Below are 16,536 nucleotides of genomic sequence, written 5' to 3'. Positions count from 1 at the left end.
TCGCGTCGCGGCTCCTTTGATGAGGATAAACGCAAGATGCACAGACGCTCAATGCAGCTTACATGACAGGTGTACCGCACGTTTTCCGCGTCGCGTATTCGGGCGGCCGGAACCGCCCGAATGTGTCGCTATCTTAAAGGACAACCCGGCCTCAGAACGGCGCGAAGTTGTCAAACTCTTCCGTTGGTACCGACCACCTGTCTTTGGCCGAGATTTGCGGCGTTTGGATGCCGCGATGCGGGATCTGCCCCTGCTGGCCATACAACCACAGAACAAAGTTATAGCGTTCGCCTTCAGTGATCGGCTCCGACGCATGGGGGACGCTGCCGTGGTGGATCAGGGCGGTACCGGGCTCAAACGTCAGTTTTTCAATGCGGCGAGAAACCGGATCGATGAAGCTGACGGCAGAACCGGAATAACCTTCGCGGGGCAGATTCAGATTGATATTTAGTGTCACCGCAGAGGCATCGGAGTGGGGGCGCAGGGATGTGTCCTTGCTGGCCTGCCACCGGATAGAGAACCCGAATGTCTGTGTGTCGTAGCCCACGACGTCAGGGAACAGCAGGCGAGACACAGGCCGTATGTAGGCGTCCATCATCTCGCGGTAGAAGGTCTGAAACCCGGGCGCGGCAATATACCCTTCGGAGCGCGGGTCAAGCATGGCGCCACCGCGGTTCAACACGATCCCGTAAGGGGGGCGCAATGGGATGTCCGCATCGGCAACGCCATCAAGGTATTCACGCAGGCCGCAAGGCGTTCGACGTTGAAGAACTGCGCGCGATAGACGCCGGGGAATACTTCTTTCCAAAGGTCCTTAACCGCACCTTCGGCTGTCGGATCTGCCCAAGCTTGTTCCACAGCCGCGCGCAGTTTGGGATCGAAAATGGAGCTGTCCAGCTGGGGTAGCTTAGCCTCGTTTTCCGCTTGCCATTCCGACCAGGCGCTTTCGAACAGTTCACGGTTCTGGTTCCAGAAATGTTGGACAGAGATATCACGGTTAAGCATTTCTTCCCGGGTTGGGCGGGCAACGGCACGGGCTTGGTTAAGTGAGGTAAGGGACATTGGATGGCATCCTTAGTATGTTGGAGCAACTTTGCTGCACAACACTTATTGATATGCATCCGCGTGATAAATGGCCGTATTTATTAATCAAAATTCGGTTAATGGATATAATTAACGGTTTGGGTTGGGGCGCAATTTTGCTTTGAAATCCTATTCCGAAAAACGAATGACGCGGCGAGCCGAAGCCCGCCGCGTCATGTCGAACGCTCTTTGTGGTTCGTTACACGTCGACGACCACCTTGCCGATTGCCTTACCGCTGGCGAGCCGATCATATGCTGCACCGACCGCCTCAAGGTCAAACTGCGGCTCATCCACCACCGGTTTCAGCGCGCCGCTATCAACCAGCTGTGCCAGTTCGGCCAAGATCGCACCGTGATCTGCACGGTCTTTGTCGTGCAACATCGGGATCAGCATAAAAACGATGTGAAGCGAGACACCCTTTAGGTGGGCCGGTGACAGGTCGAGTTCTGCCAGCGCAAGCGTGGTGGCCACGTGGCCGTTCAGAGCGACCGCGTTGAATGAGTTCGTCAGGTTGCCAGCACCCACTGTATCCAGCACCGCATCAAAACCTGTACCGCCTGTGTGCTTGGCGACATAGTCCTCGACGGTTTCCGCTTTGAAATCGATTGGTTCGGCACCAAGGTCGCGCACAACGGACAGACGTTCGTCGCCGCTGTCGGTGGCATAGATATCCGCGCCGAGTGACCGGGCCAGTTGCACACCGATGTGCCCCACGCCGCCAGAACCGCCATGGACAAGCACCTTCTGGCCCTTGCTTACGCCAGCGCGCTTGATCCCCTCAAAGGCGGTGATCCCGACCAGCGGGATCGCCGCCGCTTCACGCATGGACAAGGACTTCGGCTTTTTCGCGATCAGCCGTGCATCCGCCGGCATGTATTCCGCCAGAGCGCCCTGAAGATCCGCCAGACCACCGGCGCAGCCGTATACCCCGTCGCCTACGGCGAAATCGGTCACACCCTCGCCGACTTCTTCGATCGTGCCAGCAAAATCCATGCCCAACACAGCGGGGGCAGCGGGTGCGAAGCCAAGGTCCGTGCCCATGTTCCGGATCATCATATCGATTGTATTGATGCTGGTCGCCTGAACGCGAACAATAACGTGACCGGCGCTCGCGGTTGGCTTTGGCAGCTCGGTCAATGCAAAGGTGGAATCGGGTCCGTATTCGGAGAGGGCCATGGTTTTCATCGGATTTTCCTTTCGATGTGTTTGTTAACGCAAGGCTAACACGACCGATTTTTCTGGGTAATCCGCTCAAAGCGGAGTTCAGTTTTCTGATTGTGGAGATAATGGAGCCATATGCGCGCGGAAGGCGACTAAACAGAAACCGTTGCATCTTGGAGACCGGCGCGGTGTCGGAATGGTTGTCTGAAAGTTGCGGCCTGGTCGCTGTCCTGAGTCTTCGTGAGCGGATCACGCAACTGTATCGAAACTGCGTCAGACTCTGGCTCGATGTGTCTCAAACTGTCTCACGATGAGACAGTTTGTGAGATCAAGCCCCGCGCGGGCGTCAGTGTCGTTGTTATGCGATCCACCTCGTTCAATCCTATTCCCAGCGTTCATGCGGCAGGGAGATGCCGTGCACATGGGAGGAGGAATTTATGTCACCAACACGCGAAGAACAGCATTGGATGTATCGTAATATGGTCACGAGCCGGAGGTTCGAAGAGGCTATTGCGAAGATCTATTTCGAGGGAAAATCACCGGCGTTCAACATGGCCAATGGGCCGATCCCGGGTGAAATGCACCTGTCCGACGGGCAGGAGCCAGTGGCGGTGGGGGTTTGTGCACACCTGACTCCCGAGGATGTGGTCACAGCCACCCACCGCCCGCACCATCAGGCCATCGCCAAGGGCGTTGATTTGGACAAAATGGCGGCCGAGATTTTCGGCAAGAAAACCGGCCTGTCCGGCGGTCGTGGCGGGCATATGCATCTGTTTGATGATGATGTGAACTTTGCTTGTTCCGGCATTATCGCGCAGGGCATGGGGCCTGCGGTGGGCGCCGCACTGTCGCGCAAGATGCAGGGCAAACCGGGCGTGGCCGTGGCCTTCGTCGGTGAAGGTGCGGTGAACCAAGGCGGCTGGCACGAGGCGATGAACCTTGCCGCCGTTTGGAACCTGCCCTTTATCTGCGTGGTCGAGGATAACGGCTGGGGCATTTCTGTTTCCAAGGAAACCGCCAGCAGCATTGGCAGCCACGCAGACCGCGCGGCGGCATATGGCATCCCCGGCAAACGGATTGAGGGCAACGACCCTTACGCCATCTTTGAAGCAGCGGGCGAGGCGATTGCACGGGCGCGGGCGGGTGAAGGTCCATCGCTTCTGGAATGTGAAACCTACCGTCTGGCGGGCCACTTTATGGGGGACGCCGAAGCCTACCGTCCTGAAGGCGAAAAAGACGCGCTGTTTGAAAAGGATCCGATTCCCAAAATGCGTGAAAGATTGCTCGCCGATGGTGCTGCCAGCGACGCGGAACTGAACACGATCGAGGAAGAATCTGCCGCGCGCGTTGACGCCGCGATCAGATTCGCCCGCGAAAGCGATGATGCAGCACCCGAAGATGCGCTGACGCGCGTGTTCGCAGCATAAACGGGAGGAAAAGACATGACCAAATCGAACGAAAGAAAATTGACGATCGCCCGCGCTATGGCCGAAGCCACTGCACAGGAAATGCGCATCGACCCCTCCGTTTTTGTGATGGGCGAGGACATCGGCCCCTTGGGTGGTGTCTATGGTAATACTCGTGGATTGATCGAGGAATTCGGGGCGGAACGTATCCGCGACACACCGATTTCGGAAACCGCCTTTATCGGTGCCGCCGTAGGTGCGGCGCAGGATGGCATGCGCCCTGTAGTCGAGCTAATGTTCGTCGACTTTTTTGGCGTCTGCTTTGATGCGATCTACAATCTGATGGCCAAGAATATCTATTTCTCCGGCGGCAATGTGAAGGTGCCGATGGTCCTTATGACTTCAACCGGTGGTGGCTATTCTGATGGTGGCCAGCATTCGCAATGTTTGTACGGTACCTTTGCCCACCTGCCGGGGATGAAGGTTGTGGCCCCGTCAAATGCCTATGACGCCAAGGGATTGATGACCGCCGCCATGCGCGACGACAGTCCGGTGGTTTACATGTACCACAAGGGCCTGCAGGGCATGGGTTGGCTTGGCACCGAAGCGGGGGCAACCGTGCATGTGCCGGAAGAGCCCTACACACTGGAAATCGGTAAGGCCAAGGTCGTGCGCGAAGGCAAGGACGTGTCCATCGTCAGTTGCGGCATGGGCGTTCATAATGCGCTCAAGGCCGCTAAGAAGCTTGAAGAGCAAGGCGTCAGTGCCGAGGTTGTCGATCTTGTCAGCCTTGTGCCGTTGGACCGCGAAACCATCCGCGCCAGTGTGGCCAAGACCGGCAGGCTGATCGTCGTGGATGAGGACTATATGAGCTATGGCCTGTCCGGCGAAATCATCGCGTCCGTGACGGAGCATGATATCTCGGTCCTCAAGGCCGCGCCAAAACGCGTCGCCTTCCCTGATGTGCCGATCCCATTCGCGCGGGTGATGGAGCAGTTCTGCCTGCCCAACCCTGACAAGATCGTCGCTGCCTGGGACGAGATGCAAGCGGCCTGAGCCAAAACCAAACCAACACATCACAGATCAACGGGGTCGCATTAGGCGCGACCCCGAACAGGAAAGAACAATTCAAATGGCAACAGATATCGTCATCCCATCCGACCTCTGGGAAGAGGACGAAGAAACAGTAATCACCGGCTGGCTTGCCGATGATGGCGCAACCGTCGAAGAAGGCGCCTTGGTGGTCGAGATTATGACCGCCAAGGTGCAATACGAGATCAACGCACCAGCCTCTGGCACCCTGCGGATCAAGGAAGAGGCGGATGCCGTTGTACCCAAGGGCGCAGTCATTGGTTCGGTCGAATGAGCAAGGTTGTCCCCCTCAAAGGCGTGCGCGGCATGATCGCAGATGCCATGGTCAAAAGTCTGGCAACAGGCGCGCAACTGACCCACCATGGAAGCGCTGATGCGACGGCACTGATGGCCGAGAAAACCCGTCTGGGCGAGAAAGGCTCCAAGGTATCTGTTGAGGATCTCTTGATGCTGGCTGTGGTTCGCGCCCTGAAAAAGAACCCCGACGCAAACGGCCGGGTCGAGGGGCGCGAGGTGCATTTGTCTGATGCGGTTGACCTGTCGGTGGCCATTGCCTTGCCCGGCAATCTTTTGGTCGCACCTGCCATGTTCGGTGCTGATGCGAAGGATGTGACCGAGCTTCGCGCAGCACGGCAGGATCTGGCTGCGCGTGCCAAGAGCAACAAGCTGACCGTGACAGAAATGACTGGCGGCACATTCACGGTCTCGAACCTTGGCCTGACGCGGGTGGAGCATTTCACCCCGATCATCAATGCGGGCCAAATATGCATCCTTGGTATCGGGCGCATGACGGATCGCGCGGTACGGGGCGAGGATGACGGGATCGAATTGCGCCCTCACGTGGGCCTGTCGCTGACCTTTGATCACCGCGCGCTTGATGGCGCACCTGCGGGCGACCTGCTGACCTCGATCTGCGAAGAGATCGAGGGGATGGCGGTGTGAACGCACCCCTCGCATATGTGCAGGGCGTGGCCGAGGGGCTTGCCCTTGAGGCCGCGGCCTTCACGGCGCAGGGCGCTGTCACCTGTCTCTGGAGCCCGCGCCGCCGCGCGCTTGTCTGTCCGGCGAGCCTGCGGCGCAGGCCGGGCTTTGACGCGGCGAAACGCAATTCAGCCACGCGCGGCTGGCCGTTGCATCTGCGCCCCACGGGCGGCGGCGCGGTCCCCCAAGGGCCTGGGGTCTTAAACCTCGCACTGGCGTTTGACGCTGATCGGACATTCACCATCGAGGATGGATACCGCCTGATTACACAGATCATTCAGGAAGCAATCCCTGCCGGTTGGACGACAGGAGCGACCCCGAACAGCTTTTGCGACGGCGCATGGAATCTGTCCTTGAATGGCCGCAAAGTCGTGGGCACGGCACAGCGCATACGTCCTATTGGCAACGGGCAGAGCCGCATTTTGGCGCATGCGCTGATTTTGATGGAGGGCGATCTGGCCGCAGGGGCAGCAGCTATCGATGCGTTTCACCGTGACCTTTCCCTTGGCCCAATCGATGAGAATGTTCACACGACGTTGGACAGGGCCATCCCGTCGCTGCGTGATCCGCTGAACACATTGGCCGCTTCACTCAATGAAATAGCACAGCGCGACATCCTGCGCGAAACACAGCATCTGGGTCGCCGAGCGGCCTGAACCCAGGCCCGTGTAAACGACAAGGGCAATCGATACCAAAGAGGAGGAAACAACCCATGACAGCCTATTCAGTACTGGCCGTAACACCCACCGACGACAGCTGGATCCCCGGCTATATCGAGCCGGTCGGCAAGATCATCGCCAAACATGGCGGTATGTATATTGCGCGCACAACCAGCCACGAACAGGTCGAGGGGGATGACCAGCCCGCAGCCCTGCGCGTCATCCTCGAATGGCCGGATGCGCAAGCCGCCCATGATTTTGTCAACGACCCTGACTACGCGCCTTATCTTGAGGCCCGTCACAAGGGGTCGACCAGCGTGCATTTCATCATCGACGGCAAGGACGATCTGACCTGATCCGTGCCCAAAAGGGGTCGGCCTTCTTCAGATCGGCCGCTTTATCTCATAGAGCTTTAGCTTCCGGTTAATCGTTGCCCGCCCCATGCCAAGCACACGAGCGGCTTCGCTGACGTTCCAGCGACTGCTGCTGAGCGCTTCAAGGATCATGCTGCGTTCGTCATAGACAGGCATCAGATTGCCGGGGCCGGTGACGCAAGATGGTGCGATCATGGCAGAGGACGGAGGGGCGGCAACCGCGGTTTGCTGCAAATCAAACAGGTTGATCTGGTTGCCTTGTGCCGCAGCCAATGCGTTTTGAAGCACCGCGCGCATTTCGCGTACATTGCCATAGAACGCTAAGCGGCGAAGCGCGTCTTTGGCCTCGGCACTGAAGGTAACAGTGCGTCCGGTAAGCTGCGCACACAAGGCTTGCGCCAGAACTTCTGGATGCTCGCGGGCGCGCAGGGGCGGCAGGACTACTTTGCCCCCCGTGAGAAGGTAAAAAAGATCGTCTCGGAAGTGCCCTGCGTTGACGGCGTCGATCAATGGTTTTCGGCTTGTCGAAACAATAATCAAGTTGCCGTCTCGCCCATAACCGCCCTGATTATGGCTGTTTTTTTCCAATTCTTTCAGAAACCGCCGCAGCTCCGCTTGCGAGGATTTTGGCAACTCATCGACATTATCAAAAATCAGTGCTGCACCGAAACGCTCTACGTTCGGCAAAACTGAATGAACGCGGGCCTGTTCGATGACCATGCGCAAATGGTCTTTGTCGGCATCACGATCGCCAAGCGTCGCGCAATCCAGATCAATAATTTGTGCGTCAGGGGTATCGGTTTGCAGCAATGCGGCCACAAGCGCGGATTTCCCGGTTCCGGTTTCGCCTTCAAGGTGCAGCATGGCCGTATTTTTCAGCACCTCTCGCGCGCGGCGGCAGGCGGCGGCCATGCTGTGACTTCCGGTCGCCAATTGCTGTAGCGATGGAGGCAAACGATGTTTGCGCACAGGGCTGGACGGCAGCGGCTCGGCCACCTGTCGCGGTGTGGCGGCCTTTGGCAACGCGGCCGTCAGGTTCACCGCGGCCCCGGGATTGCCCGGCATCGAAAGCACCCTCTCAGGCACATTCACGAGCTGATTGCTGTCGAGGTTAAAGACAGCCTCGAACGCCTGTCCTGTTAGCGATGCCGCGTTTGCGCCGTCAAGGCAGGCGGAAACGGTGGACGTGGCGCCGATAATCATCCCTGCCTCATTCACCGCGACCAGAGCATCATCTGAAAGGACGTGATCACGCCCCCCGCGCGAAACGGTGACAAGCATCGCGTCACGGAATTCTGTCTCAAACAGGTTGCGCTGAATGCGATGCGCGGTCCTTGCCAACAACTGCTGGCTGAACAGATAATCCGCGCGATTTCCCCGATCGACAGAGACAAGATTGATTGCACCAATCATCTCACCGTGGGCATCCAGCACCGGAATGCCTGTGCAAGCAAACTGCCTCAGCATCGAAAAATAATGATCCGCACCGCGCACGGTGACTGCATGTCCCGTCCGTAAGGCCATGGAGACACCATTTGTACCGGCCAGGCGTTCGTCCCAACATGACCCAAGGGCGATGCCATTCCACCCGTCAGAGCCGCTGGTTGCCCCGCTATGCTCTATCCGAACAGAGACGCCATCGGCGTCGGTAACAACCAGACAATGACCGATTTCGCCTGCGACCGAAGCGAGATGTTGAAAGAAACCTTGCCTGCCGCCGGTGCTTTCGACGATCTTTTCAAGTCGAGGGGCCACTTCGGAGGATTGGAGGCGCATGATAGGCCGCCCGGTATCGTGCCGCAGGTTATACCGCCGCGCGCACCGATCCCAGGATGCGGCAATCGCATCCGTTTGATTTGAGGTAATGAAACCTCCCATCACGTCTCCTCCCGCCTCTTATCTTAATGCGCAATCCCCTTGATCGGCAAATGTTATGGTATGCTGCTAAGCACCAGCCAGCTCACGAATAGCCGCCATCAGTTGCGCGACATGTGCGCGGTCGGCGGCTGCGGGATGGGGCCGTGCGATGCGTCCTGCATCGTTGTCGTAATACTGCCCCGAGGCATTGGCGAATTCGTCGGACACTGCCGCACGGCGCAGGATGTCAGCCCCGATCCGCAGGTCATTGCCCGCCATTCCATAGGATTCCTTGACCATTTTTGTGGCAAGAAGAGACCCCGGATTGACCGAGACAAACATCGGCCCGTCGGGGTGTTCACGCGCCAATTCCTGCGACCAGATTGTCAACGCCAGCTTGCTTTGCGCGTAGGCTTCATTGTGACCAAGCTGCTGCTCGCCAAGCATGGCGTTGATGTTGACAGGGGCTTGTGCGGCTGACGAAAGGCTTACGACGCGACCGTCTTTGGGGATGATCGGCAGCAGGCCAACGGTCAAAGCCCATGGTGCGATTGTGTTGACCATGAAACGCACGTCCAGCCCGCTGTCGGTTTGTGTGTTGGGGACCTTCAGCACACCGGCATTGTTGATCAACACATCCAAGGTGTCATGTTTGGCACGGACATCTGCCACCAAGGCGTTAACATCCTCCAGCCGCGAAAGGTCAGCGCGGTAGGTTTCCGGATTGCCCCCGACCTCGCGCGCCGTGGCTTCCAACTTGTCCGCGCTGCGCCCGTGCAGCAGGACATTGTGGCCCTCAGCAGTCAGCGTCTTAGCTGTCAAAAGGCCGATCCCGTCCGTCGCGCCGGTGACAAGAATTGTCTTGGTCATGTGAATGATCCCTTGTTCGTGAAATGCACCGGTGGGCGCTCTTTAGTAGCGAACCAATGTACGGCTTTCGATGCTTTGGCGGGGCGTCGTTACAGTCGGGTCTTCGACCAGATCGATCGCACTGTGGCCAACGCAGGGGCGACCGGAATTGTCGTAGATGTTGAAAACTGCGACCTCGTCAGGCGTCATCCGTGAGCGATAAACCCATTCGTGCGCGGCGTCTTTTGCCAGCCCCATAACCTGCCCCTTGCGATCGGGGTAGATCAAGTCAATCACGATCCAATCTGCGTCTCTGACCGTCGATGGTCGAATAAAGCCAAGAGGTGCAGAATTGATCGGGTTCGCGATCGGGCGCCAGACGTTTATAAAGGCATAATGACCCTGCGCCCATTCATCGGCCTTCTCAGGGCCAAGAATATCCACAAGACGCCATTCCGCACCCTCGCGGCTATAATCGCTGTGGACGTGGCGGGCCGGGCGGCGCTTGGCCTGCGGATCATCGATGCGTACTGTATGATCAAAGGTGATCACCTCTTTTGCGCCAACTTCCTGTTTCAATAGATCGGCCAGTTCGGCGTCATATCGGCTCTGCCAATTGTCGCCTTTGAAATTCGAAATACCCGTCAGCGTGCTGACAAAAGCAAAGCCGTCCTCTGCAAAATCCGTGGCGGCCTCGCAGTTCCGTTGATCCTCCACTGCGATTTTGGCAGCGAAAAACTCCGGCTCGATGAGGTTGCCAGCAATGCCATCCACATCAATTTCAAATGCTTGTCGAAACGGCTTGTGGACGTGATAGTTTACGGTTCCCGTCTGCGTCATCAGAAACTCCTCTTCGTCATGACCGGGCCGCGCTGCTTTGGGGAAATCGGCAGGGGCCTGAGCTGATGTCATTGTCTGTTGAAGTTAGTTTATATCTTGCGTTTTTCGGGGTAAATTGCCGATAGTGGAGTTCACTTTTTCGATTTTGAGTATAATTGATGGATACTGATCACCTTCGTCTATTTGTAATGGCGGCAGAGCGGCTCAATATCAGCGCTGCGGGTCGCGAACTTGGCCTTGCTCCTGCCGTGGCAAGCGCCCGCCTCGCCAAGTTGGAGACCGAGCTCGGGGTGGAACTGCTAAGGCGCACCACGCGTAAGGTTTCATTGTCTCTGGAAGGGGCAGATTTTCTACCCTATGCCCGCGAAATTCTCGCGCAGTCAGAGGCTGCCCAGGCGGCGTTGGGTGGCAGGGATGTCGGCCCCCAAGGCACCTTACGCTTTGCCGCGCCAAGCAGTTTCGCACAACTGCACATCATGCCGCTCTTGCCCGAATTCCAAACCCTTTTCCCCGATCTGACGCTGGACCTGCGCCTTTCGGACACCAGTTTTGATGCCATCGAAGGCAGTTTTGATCTGGCTCTCAGAAGCGCCCCACTTGCGGATAGCAGTTTGAAGGGTCGGAAGCTGTCGGATGACACCCGTGTTCTGTGTGCATCGCCTAGCTATCTGAAAACTCACGGTACTCCCACGCACCCGTCCGATCTGTCGAACCACCGTTTTATAGCGTGGTCCAACCTTGAACCACGTGAATTGCTTAGCACCGAGGGTGAAACTGCAAAGCTTGATCCCCAAACCATGACATGCCGGACAATCGTCGATGACGGCGACGCGCAACGCGAGGCGACGGTATCAGGCATCGGAGTTTCAATCAGCTCGCTGTGGAATATCGAACACGAAATCGCAGCCGGACGTCTGGTCCATGTGCTTCCCGATTGGTCCTTGAACGAGCGCACACTCCTATGGCTTGTCTACCCCCGCTCGAATGTTTTGACTCCCAAAACAAGGATGTTCATTGATTTCCTGATCAAACGGTTGGGAAACCGGACTGCCTGGTCGATATGATACCGAGGCCCTTTGAGGGTGTTGTCAGAGGAAACTGGCTTGAGCGGGGCAGGGCGGTTTCGTAGCGTCCACGCAGGACTGAACGTTCTTCATTTCGCTACTTCAAGACCAGTCCCGAGATCATCCGTCTGGCGGTGATGATGTACGTTCGATTTCCCCTGTCTCTCAGGAATGTCGAGGACCTGCTGCACGAGCGCGGTGTCGAGATCAGCCACGAAACGGTGCGGTACAGGTGGCATCGTTTTGGCCCAGTGTTTGCCGCGGAGACCTGGAAGTGCCGGATCGAGGGAATGAAATCGAGCCGCTGGCACCCGGATGAGTTCTTCGTGAAAATCAATGGCGATCGGCACAATCTCTGGCGAGCCGTCGATCACGAGGGCGAGGTTCTGGAAAGTTTGGTGACGAAGAGCCGTGAAAAGAAAGCTGCATTGAAATTCCTCAAGAAAGCAATGCGCAAGCACGGTCAGCCTGAGGTCATCGTGACGGACAGGCTGCGATCCTGCGGTGCTGCCCTGAAGGAAATCGGAGCCGGCGAGCGGCAGGAGACTGGTCGCTGACTCAATAATCGAGCCGAGAATTCACACTTACCCTTCCGACGAAGAGAGCGTGCGATGCTTAGGTTCCGACGGATGCGAAGTTTGCAGAAATTCGCATCCGTCCATGCCTCTGTCAGCAACCATTTCAACCAGGAACGACACCTCTATTCCCGAGACAACTTCAAGCTCAACCGAACCGCTGGACTGTCCGAGTGGCGCGCTCATTGTGCTGATTGAGCGGCAGGTCTACTGTCCTAGCTGACGCCCGCGATATAGCAAAGACCAAGAAATATGCGATCTCAAATCGGCTGCGCAAAAAGGTCGAGATGCTCTTCGCACATCTCAAACGCATCCTTGGCCTGGGTCGGCTCCGATTACGGGGCCCATGCGGTGCAAATGACGAATTCCTCCTCGCTGCCACCGCCCAAAACCTCCGCAAATTGGCTAAGATCTTTCCTGCGCCGCAGCAAACGGGCAAAGCCTGATAAGAAAGGCGCTCGCGCCCTCATACAGGCCACACTTTCTGCGTCTGCTGTCTACCGCGCCCGCAAGTTTGGTGCTGGTAGAGGGGCGGAGAAGAGGCATTCGCTGCAGCCACGAAAAAAATGCCCAAGGGCTGTAAGCAGACCCTCACCACGATCCCTTAGTCGTAAGTGCGCATTAGGCCCCAAATTCCACCCTTTGTAGTTTGCGGGTCCCGCGTCGTTGATTTAATTGAGTCTGTACAAGGACAGTTGGATGAAGGCGTACCGCAGCAACTTGCTACGGTGCTGTTGTCGATCAGCGAAAACCCCCTGATCGTGCTCTTGATCGTAAACGTTGCCCTGCTGATTTTTGGCATGGTGATGGATACCACGGCGATCTTGCTAGTAGCCGTACCGGTACTTGTGCCGGTTCTCGGCACTCTCGGGATCGATCCGGTTCACTTCGGGATCGTGATGGTAATCAATCTGTTAATCGGTACGTTGACGCCACCGTTTGGCATCCTCCTATTTGTAATGACTGAAGTCGCGAAAGTCGGCTACAAACCGTTACTCAGACAAGTAGCCCCGTTCTACATCCCTCTGTTCGTCTTCCTAGGCGTAGTCACCTACTGGCCGGCCCTTTCGCTGAGCCTGCCTGATCTTGTTTTCGGGCGGTAGGGTCGACATTTTTTTCATCGGCTATCTAGAGGTTGGGTGTTGTCAGAGGAAGCTGGCTTGAGTGTACGCTCGATTTCCCCTGTCTCTCCGGAATGTCGAGGACCTGCTGCACGAGCGAGGTGTCGAGATCAGCCGCGAAACGGTGCGGTACTGGTGGCATCGTTTTGGCCCGATGTTTGCCGCGGAGAACCGGAAGCGCCGGATCGAGGGAATGAATTGGAGCCGCTGGCGCTGGCACCTGGATGAGATCTTCGTTAAGATCAATGCCGATCAGCACGATCTCTGGCGGGCCGTCGATCACGAGGGCGAGGTCCTGGAAAGCTTCGTGACGAAGAGCCGTGATAAGAAAGCTGCATTGAAATTCCTCAAGAAAGCAATGCGTAAGCACGGTCAGCCTGAGGTCATCGTGACGGACAGGCTGCGATCCTACGGCGCTGCCCTGAAGGAAATGGGAGCCGGCGAGCGGCGGGAGACTGGTCGTTGGCTCAACAATCGAGCCGAGAATTCACATCTGCCACTCCGACGACGAGAGCGGGCAATGCTTCGCTTCCTGCGGATGCGAAATCTTCAGAAATTTGCCGCCGTCCACGCCTCTGTCTCGAACCATTTCAACCAAGAACGCAGCCTCTCAAGCAGACCCCTCCTCAAGGCTAACCGCGCCGCCGCTCTCGCCGAGTGGCGTGGTCTCTGCGCGACATAAGAGACAGCTATACTGTCCTTGGTGAGACCGGTTCGAATTAGTCTGACAGCGCCGCCACTTGCCCCCGCGAAACCCTTCTCCTTGTTCAAATTCCACTGACAAAACCACTACAGCCCAGGCGCCTTCCACATTGGCGCGGTGACACCATTGTCCACAAGGTCGCGTTGTGCGGCGTAGGCCGAGCGCCAACGTTCAGTCGCATCTTCGTAGAGCGCAGCGTGGTCTCGGTTCGGCTTCACCACCCGTTCGATCCGGGCGAAGGACTTGCCGGCCTCCTGCAAGTCGGAAAATTTACCCGATCCCACGGCAGCCGCGGCCGCGCAGCCTAGTGCAGTCGCTTCGCGTACGACGGGAATGGCGATGTCTCGTTGCAGGACGTCGGCCACGATCTGTGACCAAAGGGGGCCTTTGGAGGCGCCTCCCGCGAAGGTGACCACGTCGCCAAAATCGGTGTCGGAGAATGCGATCACGCGGCGCAGGTTTTCCGCCGAGACGATCGCGGCGTTTTCTTCGAGCGCGCGAAACAGGCTTGCCGGTGTCGTGTGTCCCGGCTCTATCGACATGTTCAGAAAGGACGGAGCCGCGTGATACCAGGCGGCGAAGTTCATCGCGTCCGAGAAGATCGGGATGATGCCATTCGAGCCCGCTGGCACGCGCGCGGCCTGTTCTTCCAATACCTGGTAGGGATCGATCCCGCGGCGCTCGGCCTCGGCGACCTGCGGCTCGCAGAACGCGTCTCTGAACCAACGCATTGTCAGTCCTACAAAGAACGAGATGCATTCTGCCTGGGCGAAGGGGGCTACGGCGTGCGGATTGACGCGGATCAGCATGTCCGGGTCGGTGCGACCCTCTGGCAAATTCACGACCTGCTGCCAGAAAGACCCGCCGAAAATCGCGGCCTTGCCGGGATCGGTGACGCCGACCCCGACGCTCCCCATCTGCACGTCGCCTCCGCCGGCGACGACGGGCGTTCCTTCAGCCAGACCGGTTTCCGCCGCGGCTTTCGCTGTCAGTTTGCCGACCAGCTCGCCACTGGCGACGACCGGGGGGAACAGGCTGCGAGGCAAGTCGGCGGTGGCGATCAGGCTGTCAGACCACTCCCGTGTCGCGAGATCCATCAGCCCGCTGGTCCCGGCATTCGAGGGCTCAGCGGTGATCTCGCCCGACAGTCGGAAAGCGATCCAGTCGTTGATCATCGAGAGTTTCGCCACGCGGTCCCACAACTCGGGGCGATTCTGTCGAGCCCACTCAAGGCGTGGCCACGCGCCCAGGGCGAACGTCTGACCACTGAGGTCGTAACACTGCCGCTCCAACCCTGCTTCGCGCGCTTTCAAAGCCGCTACCTGGTCGGCGGCGCGCCCGTCGACATTGGCGCAGGCCCATATTTCGCGGCCCCTGTCATCATAGAGCACGATCGCTTCGCGCATGCTCGTGCTGCTGATCGCGGCGATTTCGCCGGCCCTGATCCCCGCGCTTGTCATGGCGATCTTGATGCAATCGCACAGCAGATCCCAATTCTGGGCGCAGTCGAAGCCCATGGAGCCGGGCACACCGTCCTCCGCTTGATGTGTCCATTCCCTCTGTCCAACGCCGACCTGTGAGCCGTTCTCATCGAATATGACCGCGCGACCGCTGCCCGTGCCCGCGTCGATTGCCAGATAGTAGTGCGTCATGGATCACTCCGTTCGAGAATTGCTTCGGCGGTCGGCTGGTCCGTTACCAAGGTATTGATATGGCGGCCGCGCATAGCGCCGAGGATCGCGTCCGCCTTCTCCACGCCCGCAGCGGCGCCGATGACAGTGTCGATCGAGGCCAGGCTGGAGAGCGGGACCGAGACGACGTGTTCGTGAATGTCGAGGGGGAGCACATTGCCTTCGGCGTCATAGAAGAAGCCGAGAATGTCGCCGGCCGCGCCTTGGCGGCGGAACAGGTTGAGTTCCGAGCGGTTGCAATAGTCGCTGCGTACCAGCGTCGCCTCGTCCGAGAGCGAGCCGACCCCGACGAGGGCCACGCGCGATGTCAGCGCCATGTCTATGATGTCGCGCACGAAAGGTTCTTCGCGCAATGCGCGCGCGAAGTCGCTGGATGAGACGCGCAGCGGGGTCGGGATTAGATGGATGTTGGACATCTTGCCGAAGCCGCTGCCGTTCAAATACGTCGCGACGCCCCCGGTCAGACTGACCAGTTCAAGCTGGCCCTGCGTCAGTAGCGGCGTCATCTGCTGCAATGTCTTGCTGACCGTTTCCCCCCAGCCGATTGCAAGCAGCTCGCCGGGCTCAAGCTCCTGCATGAGGAGTTGGGCAGCCGCTTGAGCCACACGGGTGCCGGCGTCACCCTTGTCGAAAGCCGGTACGACACGGGCATCACGCAAGCCGAACCGCTCGATCAACGCGCGCTGTTGGCGAAAGCAGCCTGCATAGGGTGAGTTGATGTTGACCTGAATAATGCCGCTCTGGCGCCCGCGGTCGAGCAGGCGCGATACCTTGATGCGGGAGATGCCGAGCATGTCCCCGATATCTCCTTGGGTCAGGCCGTCGTGATAATAATACCAGGCCACCAGAGCCAACTGTTCTTCATCCTCGGGAGCCAGATGGTCGGAGCTTCCGTGCTGAACATTTTTTCTAGACATGGAACAATTTCTCCAAACCGGTGCGCCTTTTCATCTAACGCCAGCCTCCACAGCGCGTCAATTCTCAAAAAGATCAAAAAAACCGTTGACGGGTCCCGTGATGAAGTGATCATTTGTATTTCAAGAATCAAATATGTTCACACTTGCGGTGAGCTGAATTTC

16 protein-coding genes and 3 pseudogenes are annotated in these 16,536 nt (G+C 58.1%); 11 read left to right on the top strand and 8 right to left on the bottom strand.

Annotation, left to right across the window (positions count from 1 at the left end):
* Positions 1–151: 151 nt before the first annotated feature.
* From KYE46_RS17505 to KYE46_RS14240, 3 genes are all read right to left on the bottom strand, one after another.
* Positions 152–661: a 2OG-Fe(II) oxygenase family protein gene (locus tag KYE46_RS17505; RefSeq protein ID WP_247716846.1), complete on the bottom strand. Its 510-nt coding sequence runs from the start codon at positions 659–661 to the stop codon at positions 152–154.
* 14 nt (positions 662–675) lie between these two features.
* Positions 676–1,062 carry a hypothetical protein gene (locus tag KYE46_RS17500; protein ID WP_247716845.1) on the bottom strand — a complete coding sequence of 129 codons (387 nt, stop codon included), beginning with the start codon at positions 1,060–1,062 and terminating at the stop codon, positions 676–678.
* A gap of 220 nt (positions 1,063–1,282) precedes the next feature.
* Complete coding sequence (locus tag KYE46_RS14240) at positions 1,283–2,269, bottom strand: zinc-dependent alcohol dehydrogenase family protein (RefSeq protein WP_219001402.1); 987 nt, start codon at positions 2,267–2,269, stop codon at positions 1,283–1,285.
* Between the two features lie 413 nt (positions 2,270–2,682).
* On the opposite strand from KYE46_RS14240, the gene KYE46_RS14235 reads away from it, so the two are divergent.
* The 6 genes from KYE46_RS14235 (at position 2,683) to KYE46_RS14210 (ending at position 6,739) form a co-directional block, all read left to right on the top strand.
* Positions 2,683–3,672, top strand: coding sequence for a thiamine pyrophosphate-dependent dehydrogenase E1 component subunit alpha (locus KYE46_RS14235; protein ID WP_247716844.1), 990 nt, complete (start codon positions 2,683–2,685; stop codon positions 3,670–3,672).
* A 15-nt stretch (positions 3,673–3,687) separates the two neighbouring features.
* Positions 3,688–4,707 (top strand): alpha-ketoacid dehydrogenase subunit beta, encoded by a 1,020-nt coding sequence (locus tag KYE46_RS14230; RefSeq protein ID WP_219001399.1) that lies wholly within the window; start codon positions 3,688–3,690, stop codon positions 4,705–4,707.
* 76 nt (positions 4,708–4,783) lie between these two features.
* Positions 4,784–5,017, top strand: a complete 234-nt coding sequence (locus KYE46_RS14225) for a biotin/lipoyl-containing protein (protein ID WP_005851830.1) — start codon at positions 4,784–4,786, stop codon at positions 5,015–5,017.
* Positions 5,014–5,685, top strand: coding sequence for a 2-oxo acid dehydrogenase subunit E2 (locus KYE46_RS14220; protein WP_219001397.1), 672 nt, complete (start codon positions 5,014–5,016; stop codon positions 5,683–5,685). Before KYE46_RS14225 ends, KYE46_RS14220 begins: the two co-directional genes overlap by 4 nt.
* Positions 5,682–6,380: a lipoyl protein ligase domain-containing protein gene (locus tag KYE46_RS14215; RefSeq protein ID WP_219001395.1), complete on the top strand. Its 699-nt coding sequence runs from the start codon at positions 5,682–5,684 to the stop codon at positions 6,378–6,380. The genes KYE46_RS14220 and KYE46_RS14215 overlap by 4 nt, the downstream gene beginning before the upstream one ends.
* A 56-nt stretch (positions 6,381–6,436) precedes the next feature.
* Positions 6,437–6,739: a DUF1330 domain-containing protein gene (locus tag KYE46_RS14210; RefSeq protein WP_219001393.1), complete on the top strand. Its 303-nt coding sequence runs from the start codon at positions 6,437–6,439 to the stop codon at positions 6,737–6,739.
* A 27-nt stretch (positions 6,740–6,766) separates the two neighbouring features.
* On the opposite strand, the gene KYE46_RS14205 is transcribed toward KYE46_RS14210, so the two are convergent.
* The 3 genes from KYE46_RS14205 to KYE46_RS14195 all read right to left on the bottom strand — a co-directional run bounded on the left by KYE46_RS14205 (position 6,767) and on the right by KYE46_RS14195 (position 10,375).
* A complete protein-coding gene (locus KYE46_RS14205; RefSeq protein ID WP_219001391.1) occupies positions 6,767–8,635 on the bottom strand; it encodes a sigma-54-dependent Fis family transcriptional regulator in 1,869 nt (622 codons plus the stop codon).
* 66 nt (positions 8,636–8,701) lie between these two features.
* Positions 8,702–9,484, bottom strand: coding sequence for an SDR family NAD(P)-dependent oxidoreductase (locus KYE46_RS14200; RefSeq protein WP_219001389.1), 783 nt, complete (start codon positions 9,482–9,484; stop codon positions 8,702–8,704).
* Positions 9,485–9,526: 42 nt separating this feature from the next.
* Positions 9,527–10,375 (bottom strand): CmcJ/NvfI family oxidoreductase, encoded by an 849-nt coding sequence (locus tag KYE46_RS14195; RefSeq protein ID WP_247716843.1) that lies wholly within the window; start codon positions 10,373–10,375, stop codon positions 9,527–9,529.
* Between the two features lie 86 nt (positions 10,376–10,461).
* Between KYE46_RS14195 and KYE46_RS14190 the strand changes: the two genes are divergently transcribed.
* From KYE46_RS14190 to KYE46_RS14170, 5 genes and pseudogenes are all read left to right on the top strand, one after another.
* Positions 10,462–11,367, top strand: a complete 906-nt coding sequence (locus KYE46_RS14190) for a LysR family transcriptional regulator (RefSeq protein ID WP_219001387.1) — start codon at positions 10,462–10,464, stop codon at positions 11,365–11,367.
* Between the two features lie 137 nt (positions 11,368–11,504).
* Positions 11,505–12,140: pseudogene (locus KYE46_RS14185) on the top strand (IS6 family transposase).
* A gap of 26 nt (positions 12,141–12,166) precedes the next feature.
* Positions 12,167–12,388: pseudogene (locus KYE46_RS14180) on the top strand (transposase); the annotation flags it as partial.
* Positions 12,389–12,637: 249 nt separating this feature from the next.
* Positions 12,638–13,045: a TRAP transporter large permease subunit gene (locus KYE46_RS14175; RefSeq protein WP_219001385.1), complete on the top strand. Its 408-nt coding sequence runs from the start codon at positions 12,638–12,640 to the stop codon at positions 13,043–13,045.
* Positions 13,046–13,106: 61 nt separating this feature from the next.
* Positions 13,107–13,745: pseudogene (locus tag KYE46_RS14170) on the top strand (IS6 family transposase); the annotation flags it as partial.
* Positions 13,746–13,852: 107 nt separating this feature from the next.
* Here the strand turns inward: KYE46_RS14170 and lsrK are convergent.
* The gene (gene lsrK / locus KYE46_RS14165) at positions 13,853–15,418 is read right to left on the bottom strand and encodes an autoinducer-2 kinase (RefSeq protein ID WP_219001383.1); all 1,566 of its coding nucleotides are present in this window, start codon (positions 15,416–15,418) and stop codon (positions 13,853–13,855) included.
* The gene (locus KYE46_RS14160) at positions 15,415–16,374 is read right to left on the bottom strand and encodes a sugar-binding domain-containing protein (protein ID WP_219001381.1); all 960 of its coding nucleotides are present in this window, start codon (positions 16,372–16,374) and stop codon (positions 15,415–15,417) included. The genes lsrK and KYE46_RS14160 overlap by 4 nt, the downstream gene beginning before the upstream one ends.
* Positions 16,375–16,536 lie beyond the last annotated feature (162 nt).

It is taken from the genome of Gymnodinialimonas ceratoperidinii, from assembly GCF_019297855.1.
In the GTDB taxonomy this organism is placed as follows: domain Bacteria; phylum Pseudomonadota; class Alphaproteobacteria; order Rhodobacterales; family Rhodobacteraceae; genus Gymnodinialimonas; species Gymnodinialimonas ceratoperidinii.
Note: the sequence above shows the minus strand (reverse complement) of the source record. Positions and strands in the feature narration are given on the sequence as shown.